The organism is Sulfurospirillum barnesii SES-3 (assembly GCF_000265295.1).
GTDB lineage: Bacteria > Campylobacterota > Campylobacteria > Campylobacterales > Sulfurospirillaceae > Sulfurospirillum > Sulfurospirillum barnesii.
Genome location: NC_018002.1, coordinates 1,098,911 through 1,115,467 on the forward strand (window position 1 = coordinate 1,098,911; position 16,557 = coordinate 1,115,467).

Sequence of the window (16,557 nt, forward strand, 5' to 3'; positions counted from 1 at the left end):
CCTAGCCCTTTAGATCTAAAACTAAATCATTGCTATCAAACAGTGGCTCAATCTCTTGTTCTAGTCCTAACTCAATCGATAAATTGGCTTGATGCAAGGCTTTTTTTAAGGTAATAAAACTTGTCTCATAAAGGCAAAAGAGAAAGAGTTTTCCTGTTTCTATCCTGCCTTGTAAAGGGCCTAGGTGTTCAAAGGCTATATAAAAATGTAAGACGCTATTTTCGTAGTGCATTTGGAGTAAAATTTTCTTACCTTCGTGTAAAAATGGCACATGCAGAACGTGTTTATTGAGAGCTAAAAGCATGTAGGTGTAGGTTTGAAAGAGATTTTTTGGCAAGGTTTCATCACAAAGTTGTTCGAGTAAAAATGTTTTAAATTGGGTGTATGAAAGTGTTTTTTCTTCAAAGAGCTTGTCTAAACCTATCGGTAAAAAAGCCTCTGCATTTTCAAACAAAGTGGGCTGTTTGTAAAGGTGAGACAGGGTTAAGACTCCTCCTTTGCCTTCAAAAAAATTGCCCCAATAGCTTTGTCCCTCTTTCAAAGTTTTATGGCTTTTGGTGGTGAGCTCTTTGCGTCCAACTTTGAGTCGATAACGCATAGGATCTATTTTTTTGAGCACTGCAATGCTAATGGGCAAGGTTGAATTAAAAGGTACTGAAGAACTACTGGTTTTACCTATATCGCTACCAATGCCTACAAGCTTTTGTAAGGATGAAATCATAGATGGTGTGACTGCTCTGCAATAGATTGCGCAATACGAAATTTATCCGATAAAGCGAGGGTTTCAACGTGCGTTTTTGTAATAAAAATGATTTCATTTTTATTGCTTCCAAAACCGTTTTGCTCTTTGAGAATGTTCAGGCATACGGCATCTAACTCTTTTTGTTCAAGCATCTTTTGCGCATTGCTCAGTGCATTTTTTTCATCCAGTTCGGCTTTAAATCCAATAACTTTATAGCCTTTTTTAGGAATGGAGGCAAGAATGTCTGTATTACGTTTTAGTTCTAAGCAAACGTTCTCGCCAAGGGCTTCTTTTTTGAGTTTGCCTGTATGTGTTTGCAGTGGAATGTAATCACTCACCGCAGCTGCCATAAAAAGGTAGGGTGTTTTTTCAGAGCGTTTTTGTTGTTCCATCTGGTGCATTAAAGCGGTTTGTAACTCAAAACTACTCTTTACATGTAACGAATAAATTTCTTGCAAAAGAGGCGTTTCTCCACTGCTTATTAATGTAACATTGGCCCCTTTGAGGTACAAAGCAAGGGCAAGGGCAGAAGCTTGTTTACCACTGGAAAAGTTGCTTAAACATCGCACATCATCTATCTTTTCCCTTGTACCTCCTCCTGTGATAATGACATTGCGACCGTGCCAAAAAGGCTCACTAAGCAGTGCTCTAGCACTTTGGTAAAAGATTTCTTCTACATCGGCTAAGGCTCCAATTCCCTCATCATTGCATGCAAGCAGTTTGGATTGAGGTTGGATAATGCGATAGCCATAATGTGCAAGTTTATTTAAGCTCTCTTGTGTGATGGGATTGAGCATCATATTGGTATTGGCAGAGGGTGCTATAACCATCGTTTTGGTAAAAGCAATCGCCGTTTGAGTAAGAAGGTTGTCAGCAATGCCATGAGCAAGTTTGTTGATGGTATTCACAGAAGCTGGAGCCATAAGAAAAAGGTCTGCCCATTTGCCTGTGTGAATGTGACTCAGCTCTTCACTCCAACTCTCGGTTTCTACATGTAAAACCTTATTTTGACTAAGCGTTTCAAAGCTCAGTGGTGCGATAAACTTTTTCGCATCTTCGCTCATCACCACCTTCACTTCAGCGCCTGATTTCACAAACAGACGAATCAGCTCTAATGCCTTATAAATCGCAATACTTCCTGTAACACCAAGGAGAATTTTTTTGCCTAGTAGCAGTTCTTTATGCATGGTCTTTTCCAAAGAATTTATAGAAGAAGCCTTCCATGATTTTAAGAGGTGCACGATTGATGGCTAAGGCACCTTTTGGGATGTTTTTCGTGACGGTTGTTCCCGAAGCGATAATCACATCATCCGCAATCGTGACGGGTGCAACCAGTTGGCTATCGCTTCCGACAAAGACGTTTTTACCGATGATGGTTTGATATTTGGCTTTCCCATCGTAATTACATGTAATTGTCCCACACCCAATGTTGGTTCCCTCATCAATGCTTGCATCACCCAAATAACTTAAGTGTCCCGCTTTAACCCCTTTAAGGGTTGATTTTTTCACTTCCACGAAGTTTCCAATGTGTGTATCTTCAATGTACGAATCAGGGCGAATACGTGCCATCGGTCCAATATCGGAGTTTTTGATGACGCTTTTTTCAATGACGCTATGTGCTTTAATGTGTGCATTCTCTAAAATTGTTCCTTTAAGTAAGCTCACACCGTTTTCGAGTTTACATTCACCGCTCATTTGCACATCCGCTTCAATGTAGATGGTTGAAGCAAGACGCATACTCACACCTTGTTCCATAAAACGGCGTTTAATGCGCTCTTGCATCAGCTCTTCGGCTTGAGAGAGGTGATATTTAGAGTTCACTCCCATAAAGGTTTTTTCATCCACAAAAAGGGCTTTAACGGTTTTGTTTTCAACATTCGCCAGTGCGATTAAGTCCGTGATGTAATACTCATTTTGGTTGTTTTGGTTGGAGAGTTTAGGAAGATTCTCTTGTAAAAAGTCGGTCTTAAAGAGGTACACACCCGCATTGACCGCAGTTACTTTTTTCTCTTCAACACTCGCATCTTTTTCTTCAACAATTTTTTGTACATTTTGATGTGCATCCATAATGATGCGACCGTATCCAAAAGGCTCTTTACATGTAAATACACTCATAACAACGTCTGCATCAACGTGGGTAAAATTTTGCATATCATCCGCTTCAAGCAGAGGCATATCGCCGTTTAAAACCAGAACTTTTTCATGTTTTGGCACGACGCCACGAATAGCACCACCCGTACCAGGAAAGTTTTGATGGTCTTGAATGACATAGTGAATTCCTGAAAAGTAGCGATTCATCTTCTCTTGAACGAGGTCTGCTTGATGGTATAAAATCACATGAATGTCATCGCTGATTTTTTGTGCCTCTTTGATGATATGATAGAGCATCTCAAAGCCGCTGATTTCATGAAGGACTTTTGGGAGTGTGGATTTCATCCGTGTGCCTAGTCCTGCTGCCATAATTGCAATCGAAATATTCATACATTCTTTTCCTGCGCATTAGATAGTTCCCATTTTAACGAAAAGTTGTTTAAAGATTAAATGGTTTTTAACGCAAAAGCAACTAAAATCATGCAATTACATTGAAGGACGCTGTTTGAAAAACCTTAAGAGAATTTTACTTTTACTTGTGATGGGTATGACACCAATGGCATTTGGTGCTGATACCATTCCTACCGTGAACCTCTCTTTAAGTGCACCAGACACTCCTCAACAGCTTGTGACCAGCATGAATTTGGTGTTGGTACTGACCATTCTAACACTCGCTCCTTCGTTGATTTTTATGATGACCAGTTTTTTACGCCTTTTAATTGTTTTCTCTTTTTTACGCCAAGCCATGGGTACGCAACAAATGCCTCCCTCTCAAGTTATGGTCTCTTTGGCAATGATTTTAACGTTTTTTATTATGGAACCTGTTATGAAAGAGTCATACGATGTGGCAGTAAAACCTTATTTAGCAGAAAAAATGAGCTATCAAGAAGCGTTTGAGAAAGGCTCAGCACCTTTTAAAGCGTTTATGATTCGCAATACCCGTGAGAAAGATTTGGCACTTTTCTTTCGTATTCGAAACCTTGAAAATCCTAAAAATATTGAAGATGTGCCCTTAACCGTGGCGATGCCAGCCTTTATGATCAGCGAACTTAAAACCGCTTTTGAGATAGGCTTTTTGCTCTACTTACCTTTTTTGGTTATTGATATGGTGGTCAGCTCCGTGTTGATGGCGATGGGTATGATGATGCTTCCACCTGCTATGATTTCTCTACCCTTTAAGTTGCTTATCTTTGTGTTGGTAGATGGATGGAACTTGCTGGTACAACGATTGGTGGAGAGTTTTCACTAGTTGGTAAAAACACTCCATAGGCGTTACATGTAAAGCTCAAATCCCTTTTGTTGCTTTAAAATCGTATCAAAAAGTTTTTGTGCTTCTTGAAGCATTTTCTCATTTTGATTTTGCGCTTGTTCTAAGATTTTATCTAAGCTTTTGAGTAAAGAACCATTGGCATAATTTTGGGTGTCAAGATTTTCGCTCTTTGGAAGAAGTGCGTTGATGTCGTATGCGGTGTTGGTCAGTTTTGCGGAATTTGTGTTGCTTTGTTCAACATTTTTGAGGTACTCATCCATCATCGGTTGAATGACTTTCATGGCCTCATCAATCTCTTTTTGATCATTCGCATCAATGCCATTCCCCTCATAGGAAAAGCTGTATCCGTAAGCATGTGAGAGTGAGAGTGTCGTTGCTCTTGTGTTTCCCTCGGTGGTTTGTGAAAATGCGGAAGAGCGTTCGTTGTACATGCTTAAATTAATCGTATCACCACTGCTCGTTTGCAATGAAAAGCCAAAGCTATTGTAGTTGTAGGTGCTTGCGCTAATGTTTTGCATAGAAACTCCTCATAGATGTTGAAACGTATATCGGCAAAAAAATTAGCTGCTGAAGTTACTTTTAAAGGAAGACTCTTTAGCTATCACAATGGCTTTTTGTTTCTCTTTTTTGTGCATTTCTTTTTCCACAAAGAGGGGTTGGCGTGTTTTATAGTGAAGTCCTGTGTAGTACATGAGCGTCGAGTAGGTTGAAGGTGTGGGCGTAAAGACTTGGGCTTGTTCGGGGTTGATTTTTAAAACCTGTGACGCAAACTGTTTGAGCGAGTGCATATGGCGCTCATCGCATCCTGGATGTGCCGCAATGAGGTAGTAGGTCAGAAACTGTTTTTTTCCCGATTCTTTGGAGAGTTTATCAAAGAGGGCTTTGAACTCCACCAGCGCATTCTTACCAGGTTTACCCATCAGGCTCAAGATTTCATCGTCAATATGTTCAGGCGCAATTTTCATTTGACCACTGGTGTGATGTTCAATAATCTCTTTGAGATACGTATAGCCATAGGCTTTATCCTCACTGATTAAATCGTACCGAATCCCTGATGCCACAAAGGCTTTTTTAATATGCGGGAGTGCTCTGATTTGGCGGAGTAAATCGAGCTGTTTTTTATGGGTTGGTTTAAGCGCTTTGCATATTTTTGGAAACATACAACTTTTTGTTTCACAGCTTCCTTTGCTCAGCTTTTTCTCACACTCATAACCGTACATATTTGCCGTAGGACCTCCTAAATCGGAGATGATTCCTTTAAAATCTTTATACGTTGCAAAATGTTTGGCTTCATTGACAATGGAAGCGGTTGATCGGGAACGAATGGTTCTGCCTTGATGCACGCTAATGGCACAAAAATTACACTCACCATAACAGCCTTGATGGGTTGAAATGGAAAATTTAATGGTCTCTAACGCTTTAATAGCACCCATTTTTTTGTAGTAAGGATGGGCATCTCGCATAAAAGGTAAAGCACTTACTTCATCCATCTCTTCCGTGGTCAAATAGAGTGCGGGTGGATTTTGAATGAGGTAACGGGTATCGACTTTTTGACAAAGACCTTTAGCGCTTAAAGGGTCATTATTGTGGTAAAAAAGGTCAAACATATCCATAAATTTGAGTTTATCTGCTACACATTCATCATGGCTTGGAAGAGCGATATACGACTCTTTTGGTTCTTTTGAAAGGTAGGAAAGTCCTTTTACATGTAAAGGTTTTTCACCGTTTTGAAGCGCATTGGCAAACTCTAAAATGCTCTTATCGGACATTCCATAGAGCAAATAATCGGCTTTGGCATCAAACAAAATGGGTTTTCGAAGTTTATTGCTCCAAAAGTCATAGTGCGTGACACGCCTTAGGCTTGCTTCAATGCCTCCTAACATAATGGGCGCAGTCTCTTTAAAGCATTGACGAATAAGATTTGTATAGACTAAACTGGCACGATCAGGACGTTTGTTGTTAATGCCTCCTGGCGTGTAGTCATCAGAATTGCGAAATTTTTTTGTTGCGGTATAGTTAGAAACCATGGAGTCTACACTACCGCCACTTACACCCCAAAAAAGCTTTGGCTCACCCAAACGTGAAATATCCTCTTTACATGTAACATCAGGCTGAGCGATAATGCCTACTGTATATCCTGCTTTTTCTAAAATACGCCCCACAACAGAAACCCCCATATATGGGCTATCAATATATGCGTCTGAAGTAATGAGAATCACATCAAGTTGCTCCCATCCTCGTTGGTGCATTTCTTCTTGGGTTGTGGGTAAAAACATGGCTTTCCTATGGTCATAAATATAGAGATTAATATAGCACAGCACCCCTATATTTTGGCTTTTTTAAGATTGTTAATAGTAATATCTCAACAATTATCACATGGAGGATACGTTTGAAAAATTCACTCTATTTTAACATTAAAGTAGAAGAGGGCATCTTCGATAAAATCGTTGCTGAACAAAAGAGCATTGGTTATTACGCACTGCCTGAACAAGATATTAGTTATTTGTTAAATTACTTAGAAGAGTTTAAATCTAAAAATGATTATGATGCGATTAAAGATATTGCCATTATTGGTATTGGAGGAAGTTCTTTAGGGCCTAAAGCTATTTTTAGAGCGTTACAAGGTATTCGTGATTTTGACAAACGCTTGCACCTTTTTGAAAGTACAGACCCTGCGTCCATTCGTTCCACCCTCAATAAACTCGACATTAAAAATACCCACTTTTTTGTCATCAGCAAATCAGGTACAACCATTGAAACCATTTCGGTTTACAAATACATTCTTTCACTTTTAAAAGCAAAAGATATTTCATTGGATTATCGTTTTACCTTTGTCACGGATGATGGTTCAAAACTTGAGGCACACGCTAAGACGTTTAACTCTTTTGTATTGCATATTCCTGTCAATGTGGGTGGACGTTTTTCGGTTTTAAGTGCAGCAGGTCTTGCGCCACTTTTTCTAGCAGGTGTGGATATTCAGCGTTTATTGGATGGGGCAAAAGCGATTAAACAAAGTTTTTTTGAAGATGGTTATATCAAAGAAACTTTGCTTAAAAAAGCGACCTATTATGCGAAAAATTCTATGAATTACAACATTAACACGCTTTTTGCCTATTCTGAGAGTTTAGATAGCTTTACGGATTGGTATGTTCAGCTTTGGGGTGAGAGTTTGGGTAAAAAACAGCGTCACAGTAGTTTTAACGTAGGTCTAACTCCTGTGGGGCTCATTGGTCCTAAAGATCAACACTCTTTCTTACAGCTCATTGTTGAGGGATTGCGTGATAAGAGTGTCACCGTGCTTAAAATTGAAAATTTTGACGATAAAATTAAAATCCCTGCTATTACGCTCAAAGAGCTTGAAGGGCTCGATTTGATGAATGGCATTGCATTTTGTGATTTGATTAATATGCAAGCGGACTCTACGATTGAAGCCTTGTTGGATAAAAAAGATATTCCTGTGGATACCATTACCCTTCAACACATTGATGAGGAAAACATTGGAAAGCTAATTTTTTATTATGAGTTACTCACATCACTCGTAGGTCAAATGATGAATGTCAATACCTATGACCAACCAGGTGTTGAGAGTGGAAAGAAAATTCTCGAGGGTAAATTGATTGAGGAAAAACGAAAAAGTGTTAAAAAGAGTAAATAAACTTTGCTAAAAACGCCTCTACCGTTTGGCTGGGAAAATCCCAGCCTTATCTCTCTGTAAAGACCAGTGCTTGCTCATACAGTGCTGAACCTGCTTTCCCCCACATGGAAAAAAGATGCATTTTCGTTTCGTCAAGTTTAAAGATTTGTGCAATTTTATACATAACTTTATGCTCATAAATACCATATTTATCATCAATGTGCACCAGTACCATTAAAGCAAGAATAGCAATTTTTTGACTTTTAGGCGATTTGAAAATTGATAAAAGTGTATCTAAATCAAACAATTCCATATTAATTTCTACATTTTCTATTCCCATTTCTGTGCAGTATTCTTCAATGACTTCACGCTCTTTTGGACCATATTCTCCATCAAGTTTTGCCACATATTGTGCCAATTGTAAAAAAGCGAATTTTTCTTCAGATGATAGTTTCATTAGTAACACAGCTTGCTCCTTAATATATTTTCGCCTGAAAGTATAGTCAAAAAGTGTAAATAGTGGTAAATGGCATTTGGTATAGATGTGTTTACTTTTATCAATGAATTAAGAAAAAAAAGTCAGTATGATAATTTATATTTTTTTAATACTACACACTTTTTATCCTCTTTTTTTGTTACTTTTTTACTCTCAATAGCCTTTAAACCCCTAAATGAAGTAGTCTTACAGCATCTTCTTACAGTAACTTTGGTTTTATGACTATGAAGATTTAGTGAGGTAAACCATTTTTGCCTTATACTAAAAATTTAAATTGTTCTTGGAAATTTTATACAGGAGAAACTATATGGAACATGCGAAACTTTATGAAAGACTTGCACAAAGACTGAGCAGTCTTGAGAAGTTCCCTCGTGTCAAAGAGGGTAAATCCATTGCGGCATTAATGGAGGAGAATGGTATTAGCCGTAGAGATTTTATGAAATGGGCAGCGGGCGTTACTGCTATGTTATCTCTACCTTCGTCTTTTACTCCATTGATGGCACAAGCTGCTGAACTTACAGATCGTTTACCTGTTGTGTGGTTACACATGGCAGAGTGTACAGGATGTAGTGAGAGTTTATTACGTTCAGATGCACCAACGATTGATAGTTTGATTTTTGATCATATCTCATTAGAATACCATGAGACACTAATGGTTGCTTGTGGATGGCAAGCTGAGCATAACTTAGAGAGTGCCATTGAAAAATACAAGGGTAAATTTATCTTGATGGTTGAGGGTGGAATTCCAGCAGGCAGTAGTGATTTTTACCTAACGGTTGGACCACACGGGCATACAGGTCAAACCACAGCTAAAAAAGCAGCTGATGCAGCTGCCGCTATTTTTGCGATTGGTTCATGTTCAAGCTTTGGTGGTATTCAAGCAGCGCACCCCAATCCAACCAATGCGCAACCCATGAGTAAAATTACCAATAAACCTGTGATTAATGTACCAGGCTGTCCTCCAAGTGAGAAAAACATTGTGGGCAACGTGCTTCATTATCTTCTTTTTGGAACCCTTCCATCATTGGATGCATACAACCGTCCAAAATGGGCGTATGGCCTTAGAATTCATGATCTGTGTGAGAGACGTGGTCACTTTGATGCAGGTGAGTTTGTTCAAGAGTTCGGTGATGCAGGTGCTAAAAAAGGCTTCTGTCTTTATAAAGTAGGCTGTAAAGGACCTTATACGTTTAATAATTGTTCTCGTGAGCGATTTAACCAACATACCTCATGGCCCGTTCAAGCAGGACACGGCTGTATTGGCTGTTCTGAACCTGGATTTTGGGACAATATGGGACCGTTTGAAGAGCCATTAGGCGATAGACTCTACCATACCGTTTATGGTGAGGGTGCCGATAAAACGGCAGATAAAGTCGGTGTTGCGCTTCTAACAGCGACTGCAGTAGGTATTGCGGCTCACGCAGCAATTGCTGCGGTTAAGGGCAGTGGAAAAAGTGAAGAATAAGAGAAGGATGATTAAATGAGCAAAAGAATCGTAGTTGATCCAATTACCAGAATTGAAGGACACTTGAGGGTTGAAGTCATTGTTGATGACAATAATGTGGTTACAGAGGCGTATGCTTCTTCAACTTTATGGAGAGGAATTGAGACCATCCTAAAAGGTCGTGACCCCCGTGATGCTGGTTTTATGACACAAAGAATTTGTGGTGTGTGTACGTACTCTCACTATAAAGCAGGGATTGCAGCTGTTGAGGATGCTTTAGGCATTGAACCACCTTTAAATGCGAAACTTACCCGTACACTTATGAACTGTGCACTTTTCTTACACGATCATCCTGTGCATTTTTATCATCTGCATGGACTTGACTGGGTTGATGTGGTCTCAGCACTAAGCGCAGATCCCCATAAAGCAGCGCAAGAAGCGTTTAAATATACCGATGCACCTATTGCGTGTGGCGCTGATGATTTGGTTGCAACACAAAAAAGAGTCGCTGAGTTTGTTAAAAAAGGAAATCTTGGACCGTTTGCCAATGCCTATTGGGGACATCCAACGTATAAATTAACACCTGAACAAAATCTGATTGCAGTCTCTCACTACCTAAAAGCACTTGAAATGCAACGAACAGCAGCTCAAATGATGGCAGTTTTTGGTGCAAAACAACCGCACCCTCAAAGTTTAACGGTGGGTGGTGTGACATGTGTTATGGATCTACAAACACCGTCTCGTTTGGGTGAGTACATGACAAAATTCAAAGAGATGGCAGAATTTGTTAATCGTGCGTATTATCCTGATGTTGTGATGGCTGGACTTGCGTATGCAAAAGAACCAAGTGTCACTGCAGGTCTTGGTATCCCAAATTTGTGGACACATAAAGAGTTCCAAATTAATGCCAATGAATATTTGTTTGACAGTGGTTTAATGATGGGTGAAGATGTCATCGCTCTTGTTACAGGTAAACCATTTAAAGTACAAACCTTAGATGAGAGTAAAATTACCGAAGAAGCAACCCATGCATGGTATAAAGATAATGCAGCTTACCATCCGTATGATGGTCGTCAAGAGCCAAATTATACAGGGCTTAAAGATGCTCAGACTATCAATGACAAGGGTGTATTGGCTCCAACAAAAGTGGTGGATGAAAAAGGTAAGTATACATGGGTTAAAGCACCACGTTATGATGGTAAACCTCTTCAAGTAGGACCATTGGCAAATATTGTGGTGAACTACGCTATGGGAAATAAACGTGTTAAAGCGGTGGTAGATAAGTTTTTAAAAGATACAGGTCTGCCTATTACAGCGGTTGCTTCAACACTAGGACGTACAGCATGTCGTATGCTTGAGACAAAAGTAATTGCGGATCATGGTTTAGAAGCATTTAATGCCTTGATTCAAAACTTAAAGGTCGATGATTCAACCTACACCAGTTATAAAATTGACAAGAACAAAGAGTACAAAGGTCGCTACATTGGCAATGTGCCTCGTGGTGTTCTAAGTCACTGGGTTAAAATTAAAAACGGTGTGATTGAAAATTATCAAGCGGTAGTGCCTACAACATGGAATGCAAGTCCAAAAGATGCTAAAGGTGTTAGAGGGTCTTATGAAGAGTCGTTAATTGGTCTTAAAATTGCAGATCTTTCTCAACCGCTTGAAATTGTAAGAATTATTCACTCTTATGATCCGTGTTTAGCATGTGCTGTACATGTCATGGATACAAAAGGGAATGAGATGAGCAGTTATAAGGTTAATGTTAGCGGCGCATCTTGCTAAAAGCCGAAGGGAGTCTAAAATGAAACGAAATATGGAATTTGAATTCTCGGCGGGTCTTCGTTGGACGCACTGGTTACGAGCAATTGCTATGGTGGTGCTCACCGCTACTGGTTTTTATATTGCTTATGTTTTTGTGACACCAGAAGCATCTGATGAGCCTATTTTATTTTTAAATGCAAAGTTTAGAATGTGGCATGAAATTTTTGGGTTTTTATTGATTGCAATTACAATCTATAAAACCTACCTCTTCTTTTTTGATCGTATTAGTTCAAAAGAGAGAATTTCATTGCAAGATTGTTTAAGTCCTACCATATGGATTAAACAGATTAAATACTACCTCTTTATGGGAGAACATCCTCATCTTAAAGGTGTGTATAATCCTTTGCAATTTGCAGCGTACGCAGGTTTGTATTTTATGATTTTTGTTTTGTGTCTTACAGGACTGATTTTATATGTACACTCGTATCAAGGTGGAGGTATTGGTCTGTTTTTATACGATTATATGCGACCACTTGAGGCAATGATGGGTGGTTTGGCAATGGTAAGACAGATTCATCATATCTTTATGTGGGGTATTTTAATTTTCTTACCTATCCATATGTACTTAGCGATGTTTAACTCTGTTATGGGTAAAGAGGGTGCAATGGATGCTATTATTAGTGGGTATAAGTTTCTTAAAAACGACCACAAACATTAAGCGAGTCTGGGTTTGAATGTATTGATTTTAGGCATTGGCAATGTGATGTTCTCCGACGAAGGTGTCGGAGTTCATCTGTGCCGCCTTGTTGAACAAAAATATGCGTTTTCTTCAGATGAACATACCATTACCTTTGTTGATGGTGGTACCCTTGCTGAGAGATTAATCCCTATTATTGCAGAGTATGACTACCTTGTTGTCTTAGATTGTGTGGATGCACGTGATGCAGAAATAGGGGATGTTTACTTTTTTGATTTTGAAAATGTTCCAAGTTCCATTACATGGCAAGGAAGTGTGCATGAGGTAGAGATGCTTCAGACCTTATCCATGATGGATCTTCTAGGTGATAGACCTCCGACGAAAATTGTGGGTATAATTCCAGAAGTTGTCGATATAACAACCCTTAAAATGACACCTGCGGTTTTAAAGGGGAGTGAAGTGATGGAAGCGACACTGCTTAAGCATTTAAGTGAGTTAGGATTTTCATATCAGCAAATCAAAAGTCTTGATATTCAAAGTGTTGCTGATGGGTCTTGTTTGGAGGAGCGATGATTTTAGCCTTTGATTTTTATTATATTTCAAAAAATGGCGTTTTAGAACATTTATTGAAAGAGATTGCCAATGATTTTTTAATAAGCCATAAAATACTTCGTCAAGATGATACTGTGAGATTTTTTGTTGAAGCGGATGAACATCGTTTGGGAGAGTTTGCAGACTATCTCTCGAATGCTTTGCCTTTGTCCATTTTCTTTAAATCTTCGTGTGTTGAGGTTGTCGCGTCCATGCCTTTGGGTGAAGAAAATATCGTAGCCACAGAGGCACCTGTACTCTTTACCCCAAAGCGATTAGCCCAAGCAGAAGACAACGAGCTTATTTTACGTGAAAATACCCAAGAGCTTTTACATGTAAAGAGTGCACGAGATCAAGAAGATATGTATGAACGGGTTGCGACTTTGATTGACCAGGGCGAGTGTGTTAGGATTGAAACAGGGACGAACACTTATGTCATAGGAAAAATAGAACAGAGTCATGCCATCAAAGATTTTGAAGTCATAGCCACTGATTTAAGTGTTGTGGAACGTATGGTCGTATGCCACGACAATGAAATGAAAGCATTGGCTTCTCTTGAGCGTCCTGCCATTCGCTTTAAAGTGAATGCTTTGTATGAGCAAAAAGGTATTTTAGACGCTAAACGTGTTTTTATGCGATTATCGGATGATTTATTTTTGTATCCATTATGTAAAAAACTTTTTGAAAAAGGTATTTTCTTTCTTTTTAGAACAGATGCATGCCCTACACCCTATAGCGTCGTATGTGAAGCGGTTGAGGGCAACAATGCGCCTTTACATGTAAGCGTTTTAGAAAATGGGGTTATTTTACTTTTAAGAGGAATGCGTTACGCTTCAAGAGAACTCAAAGAGAGTTTAAAGAAATTTGATGAACCTTCTCATGCCTCTTTTGCTTCTTTGATGCAAGAACACCAGTTGTTTGATGTTGAATCAACGTGTTTTTATTTGAGCAAAACGCATGATGATCGTATTATGCATTATTCAAAAGAGCATGGAATGCTTAATTTAGTAGGAATTTCTTTGCCTTCTTCCTTTGCAGAATTGTTTGCTCAGATTGAGCGTAGCAGTTCGAGTGCAAAACGTCTGGTGCAAAACTATCAAGAGCAGTTTCCTGAACTGTTTTCTCATGCAATGAATACCCCACTTCCACAAAAAGCACCTCAAAACATCTATACTTTATGGGGAATGGTCGCTGTGGTTTTAGGTTTAAGCAAAACAATAGAAAATGGTGCACAGAGGCTTATTGAAAATGCGGAAGATTATGGTGGTGAAAAAGGCCCTCGTATTGATTATTATCTTGAAAAAGAAGATGCACTCAGCTCTGATTTTGATTATGTGCGCTTGTTTCGCAGTGGGATGAGTTATAAGCTTGCTGGCACGGATGATAATACGCTCAGTTTTGGTTATATGGAAAGTTTGGCGTATTTTATTACGGATATAGCAGATGCACACCGTGAAAATCTTTCTTCAAAAAATAGTGCATTAGGAGGCGCTTTGTTTGGGTATAAGCGTTTCAGTGAAATGGTTTTTAAAAACCTAAAACCCAATCATACGATTTGTTTTAATCGAGAATTGCCTATTGATCAGTAATATGCGACTGCTTTATCACATTGAAGGTATCGTACAAGGGGTTGGTTTTCGCCCTTTTGTCTATACCTTAGCCTTACGTTATAAATTAGGTGGATTTGTTTTAAACAATGAAAAGGGCGTAAACATAGAGGTGGAGGGTTTACAAGAGAGCCTAGAAGCATTTGAAAAGGCTTTGTTTCAAGAACTTCCCCCTTTAGCGCGTATTGATTTTTTCTCCAAAGAGGTGCTTACATGTAAACATGATGGAGGGTTTGAAATCCATCATAGCGAAGAAGGTGCCAATAAATCTTCTCTTATTTTGCCTGATATGTCGATTTGTGATGCGTGTTTGAAAGAGTTGCACGACCCACACAATCGTCGTTATCACTACTTTTTTACCAATTGTACCAATTGTGGCCCTCGCTATTCTATTACACGAACGGTACCTTACGACAGACCCAATACCTCTATGGCTCCTTTTGTGATGTGTCAAGCGTGTGAGCATGAATATACTAATCCCCTAGATAGACGCTATCACGCACAGCCCATTAGTTGTTCTCAGTGTGGTCCAACACTTTTTTTACGCTCCATTGAAGGAAAACTGCTTGCAACGAATGAACAAGCCTTGGTGCATTTAGGTGCACTGATTCGAGCAGGAAATATAGTTGCTATTAAAGGAATGGGTGGGTTTCATTTGGTATGCGATGCGAGCAATGAAGCGGTTGTGGCACGCCTAAGGGAACGAAAACATCGCCCTTCTAAACCCTTTGCGGTGATGTTTAAAAATGTAGATGCCATTAAAGAGGTGTGTGAGATAAGTGCAAATGAAGAGGAGGGGGTGTGTTCTCTTTTGCGCCCTATCGTTTTGGCTAAGCAGAAAAAAGAGAGCACACTCATTGCCTCAAATGTGGCTCCAAGACTTGATAGATTAGGGGTTTTTTTGCCTTATACTCCTTTACATGTCATTCTTTTTGAATACCTAAAAAAGCCTATTGTTGCAACCAGTGCAAACCTTTCAGGTGAGCCTATTATTTACGCATCAGATGTCTTAGTGGAAAAACTAAGCCATGTGGTGGAGTACTATTTGGATTATAACCGAGAGATTGTCAATTCAAGCGATGATAGTTTAGTGCAATATGTGGGACATGAGCGTATCATGATGCGTGCTTCAAGGGGAATAGCCCCTCAAAGTTTTCGTCTTAAAAGCACGGATGAGCGTAGGATTTTGAGTGTTGGGGCGCATCAAAAAAATGCCATTGCCATTTATTTGAACCATCAAATGATTATCAGTCCTTATATTGGTGATTTGGACACGATAGCCTCGTGTGAGCTTTTTGAGGCGATGCTAGAGCGCTTCAAGCAATTTTATGATTTTGAACCTGAGCTCATTGTTGCGGATATGCATCCTTATTATTTTTCAACACAATGGGCAAAAAAACAGACCATTCCCTGTGTCTTTGTGCAACATCATTATGCTCATATTCTCTCTGTTATGTGTGAGCATGCATTGGACGAAACGGTTTTGGGTATTGCGTGGGATGGCACAGGGTATGGCGATGATGGTAGTATTTGGGGTGGAGAATTTTTGGTATGCACTAAAGAGAGCTATGAGCGGGTGGCTTATTTTGAGCCATTTTACCTTTTGGGTGGCGATGCAAGCATTAAAGATACCAAACGCATTTTAGCGTCACTGTTATGGGATGTTTTAGGGGATGAAGCTGATGCTGTGTTGTGTAATTATTTTGATACGCCATCGCTTAAAAGACTCAAACAGGTCTATACCAAAAAAATAAATGCCCCATTATGCTCTTCTGTGGGCAGACTTTTTGATGGCGTAGCGGTTTTGTGTGGTATGCATGAGCGTATTAGTTATGATGGAGAGAGTGGTTTATTGCTTGAAAGCTTGTATGATGAAACCATTCAAGAATATTATGAAGTAGCGCTTGAAGGTAAAAAAATTCTCTATAAATCCATGTTTGTAGAGATGCTATATGATAAAGAGCCCATTTTAATTGCTTCAAAATTTCTCAATACACTGGTGCATATCTTCTTTGAAGTGACAAAACACTATCCGTATAAAAAAGTGATGGCAGGTGGAGTGTTTCAAAATCGCACACTTTTAGAACAATTGATTCAAAAAAGTCACGAAACGCTTTTCTTTCCACACCATATTGCGATTAATGATGGAGGTATTTGCGTGGGGCAACTCTATAAAGTGTTACAAAATCGTACACATTAGTGAGAATTAAAATATTAATCT

14 protein-coding genes are annotated in these 16,557 nt (G+C 39.2%); 8 read left to right on the plus strand and 6 right to left on the minus strand.

Annotated features, from left to right (window positions below):
* Position 1: 1 nt before the first annotated feature.
* The 3 genes from SULBA_RS05625 to glmU are packed head-to-tail and all read right to left on the minus strand — an operon-like array spanning position 2 to position 3,223.
* Positions 2 to 721: a hypothetical protein gene (locus SULBA_RS05625; protein ID WP_014769311.1), complete on the minus strand. Its 720-nt coding sequence runs from the start codon at positions 719 to 721 to the stop codon at positions 2 to 4.
* On the minus strand, positions 718 to 1,929 hold the full coding sequence (coaBC, locus tag SULBA_RS05630) for a bifunctional phosphopantothenoylcysteine decarboxylase/phosphopantothenate--cysteine ligase CoaBC (protein WP_014769312.1): 1,212 nt from the start codon (positions 1,927 to 1,929) through the stop codon (positions 718 to 720). The genes SULBA_RS05625 and coaBC overlap by 4 nt, the downstream gene beginning before the upstream one ends.
* Positions 1,922 to 3,223 (minus strand): bifunctional UDP-N-acetylglucosamine diphosphorylase/glucosamine-1-phosphate N-acetyltransferase GlmU, encoded by a 1,302-nt coding sequence (glmU, locus tag SULBA_RS05635; protein WP_014769313.1) that lies wholly within the window; start codon positions 3,221 to 3,223, stop codon positions 1,922 to 1,924. The genes coaBC and glmU overlap by 8 nt, the downstream gene beginning before the upstream one ends.
* A gap of 151 nt (positions 3,224 to 3,374) precedes the next feature.
* Here glmU and fliP point away from each other — a divergent pair, with 151 nt between their 5' ends.
* Entirely contained in the window at positions 3,375 to 4,082 is a 708-nt protein-coding gene (fliP, locus tag SULBA_RS05640) for a flagellar type III secretion system pore protein FliP (RefSeq protein WP_041671942.1), read from the plus strand.
* Between the two features lie 23 nt (positions 4,083 to 4,105).
* Here the strand turns inward: fliP and SULBA_RS05645 are convergent, their stop codons facing one another.
* Positions 4,106 to 4,621 (minus strand): hypothetical protein, encoded by a 516-nt coding sequence (locus tag SULBA_RS05645; protein ID WP_014769315.1) that lies wholly within the window; start codon positions 4,619 to 4,621, stop codon positions 4,106 to 4,108.
* Between the two features lie 42 nt (positions 4,622 to 4,663).
* Positions 4,664 to 6,379: a YgiQ family radical SAM protein gene (locus tag SULBA_RS05650; protein WP_014769316.1), complete on the minus strand. Its 1,716-nt coding sequence runs from the start codon at positions 6,377 to 6,379 to the stop codon at positions 4,664 to 4,666.
* Between the two features lie 113 nt (positions 6,380 to 6,492).
* On the opposite strand from SULBA_RS05650, the gene SULBA_RS05655 reads away from it, so the two are divergent.
* Complete coding sequence (locus SULBA_RS05655; protein WP_014769317.1) at positions 6,493 to 7,758, plus strand: glucose-6-phosphate isomerase; 1,266 nt, start codon at positions 6,493 to 6,495, stop codon at positions 7,756 to 7,758.
* Between the two features lie 46 nt (positions 7,759 to 7,804).
* Here SULBA_RS05655 and SULBA_RS05660 read toward each other — a convergent pair whose 3' ends face one another.
* Positions 7,805 to 8,194, minus strand: coding sequence for a tellurite resistance TerB family protein (locus SULBA_RS05660; RefSeq protein ID WP_245391457.1), 390 nt, complete (start codon positions 8,192 to 8,194; stop codon positions 7,805 to 7,807).
* A 346-nt stretch (positions 8,195 to 8,540) separates the two neighbouring features.
* Here SULBA_RS05660 and SULBA_RS05665 point away from each other — a divergent pair, with 346 nt between their 5' ends.
* Genes SULBA_RS05665 through hypF form a run of 6 tightly spaced genes read left to right on the plus strand, consistent with a single transcriptional unit; the run spans position 8,541 to position 16,536 of the window.
* The gene (locus SULBA_RS05665; protein WP_014769319.1) at positions 8,541 to 9,698 is read left to right on the plus strand and encodes a hydrogenase small subunit; all 1,158 of its coding nucleotides are present in this window, start codon (positions 8,541 to 8,543) and stop codon (positions 9,696 to 9,698) included.
* A gap of 15 nt (positions 9,699 to 9,713) precedes the next feature.
* Positions 9,714 to 11,462, plus strand: coding sequence for a nickel-dependent hydrogenase large subunit (locus tag SULBA_RS05670; protein ID WP_014769320.1), 1,749 nt, complete (start codon positions 9,714 to 9,716; stop codon positions 11,460 to 11,462).
* A gap of 19 nt (positions 11,463 to 11,481) precedes the next feature.
* Positions 11,482 to 12,159 carry a Ni/Fe-hydrogenase, b-type cytochrome subunit gene (gene cybH, locus SULBA_RS05675; RefSeq protein WP_014769321.1) on the plus strand — a complete coding sequence of 226 codons (678 nt, stop codon included), beginning with the start codon at positions 11,482 to 11,484 and terminating at the stop codon, positions 12,157 to 12,159.
* Between the two features lie 12 nt (positions 12,160 to 12,171).
* Positions 12,172 to 12,711, plus strand: coding sequence for a HyaD/HybD family hydrogenase maturation endopeptidase (locus SULBA_RS05680; RefSeq protein WP_014769322.1), 540 nt, complete (start codon positions 12,172 to 12,174; stop codon positions 12,709 to 12,711).
* Positions 12,708 to 14,318, plus strand: a complete 1,611-nt coding sequence (locus SULBA_RS05685) for a hypothetical protein (RefSeq protein WP_014769323.1) — start codon at positions 12,708 to 12,710, stop codon at positions 14,316 to 14,318. Before SULBA_RS05680 ends, SULBA_RS05685 begins: the two co-directional genes overlap by 4 nt.
* Positions 14,308 to 16,536, plus strand: coding sequence for a carbamoyltransferase HypF (hypF, locus tag SULBA_RS05690; RefSeq protein ID WP_014769324.1), 2,229 nt, complete (start codon positions 14,308 to 14,310; stop codon positions 16,534 to 16,536). Before SULBA_RS05685 ends, hypF begins: the two co-directional genes overlap by 11 nt.
* Positions 16,537 to 16,557: the final 21 nt, after the last annotated feature.

What these genes read in the sequence shown, in the direction of transcription:
- SULBA_RS05625 (WP_014769311.1), bottom strand. Translation starts at nt 721, where the DNA reads ATGATTTCATCCTTACAAAAGCTTGTAGGCATTGGTAGCGATATAGGT.
- coaBC (WP_014769312.1), bottom strand. Translation starts at nt 1,929, where the DNA reads ATGCATAAAGAACTGCTACTAGGCAAAAAAATTCTCCTTGGTGTTACA.
- glmU (WP_014769313.1), bottom strand. Translation starts at nt 3,223, where the DNA reads ATGAATATTTCGATTGCAATTATGGCAGCAGGACTAGGCACACGGATG.
- fliP (WP_041671942.1), top strand. Translation starts at nt 3,375, where the DNA reads ATGGGTATGACACCAATGGCATTTGGTGCTGATACCATTCCTACCGTG.
- SULBA_RS05645 (WP_014769315.1), bottom strand. Translation starts at nt 4,621, where the DNA reads ATGCAAAACATTAGCGCAAGCACCTACAACTACAATAGCTTTGGCTTT.
- SULBA_RS05650 (WP_014769316.1), bottom strand. Translation starts at nt 6,379, where the DNA reads ATGTTTTTACCCACAACCCAAGAAGAAATGCACCAACGAGGATGGGAG.
- SULBA_RS05660 (WP_245391457.1), bottom strand. Translation starts at nt 8,194, where the DNA reads ATGAAACTATCATCTGAAGAAAAATTCGCTTTTTTACAATTGGCACAA.
- SULBA_RS05665 (WP_014769319.1), top strand. Translation starts at nt 8,541, where the DNA reads ATGGAACATGCGAAACTTTATGAAAGACTTGCACAAAGACTGAGCAGT.
- SULBA_RS05670 (WP_014769320.1), top strand. Translation starts at nt 9,714, where the DNA reads ATGAGCAAAAGAATCGTAGTTGATCCAATTACCAGAATTGAAGGACAC.
- cybH (WP_014769321.1), top strand. Translation starts at nt 11,482, where the DNA reads ATGAAACGAAATATGGAATTTGAATTCTCGGCGGGTCTTCGTTGGACG.
- SULBA_RS05685 (WP_014769323.1), top strand. Translation starts at nt 12,708, where the DNA reads ATGATTTTAGCCTTTGATTTTTATTATATTTCAAAAAATGGCGTTTTA.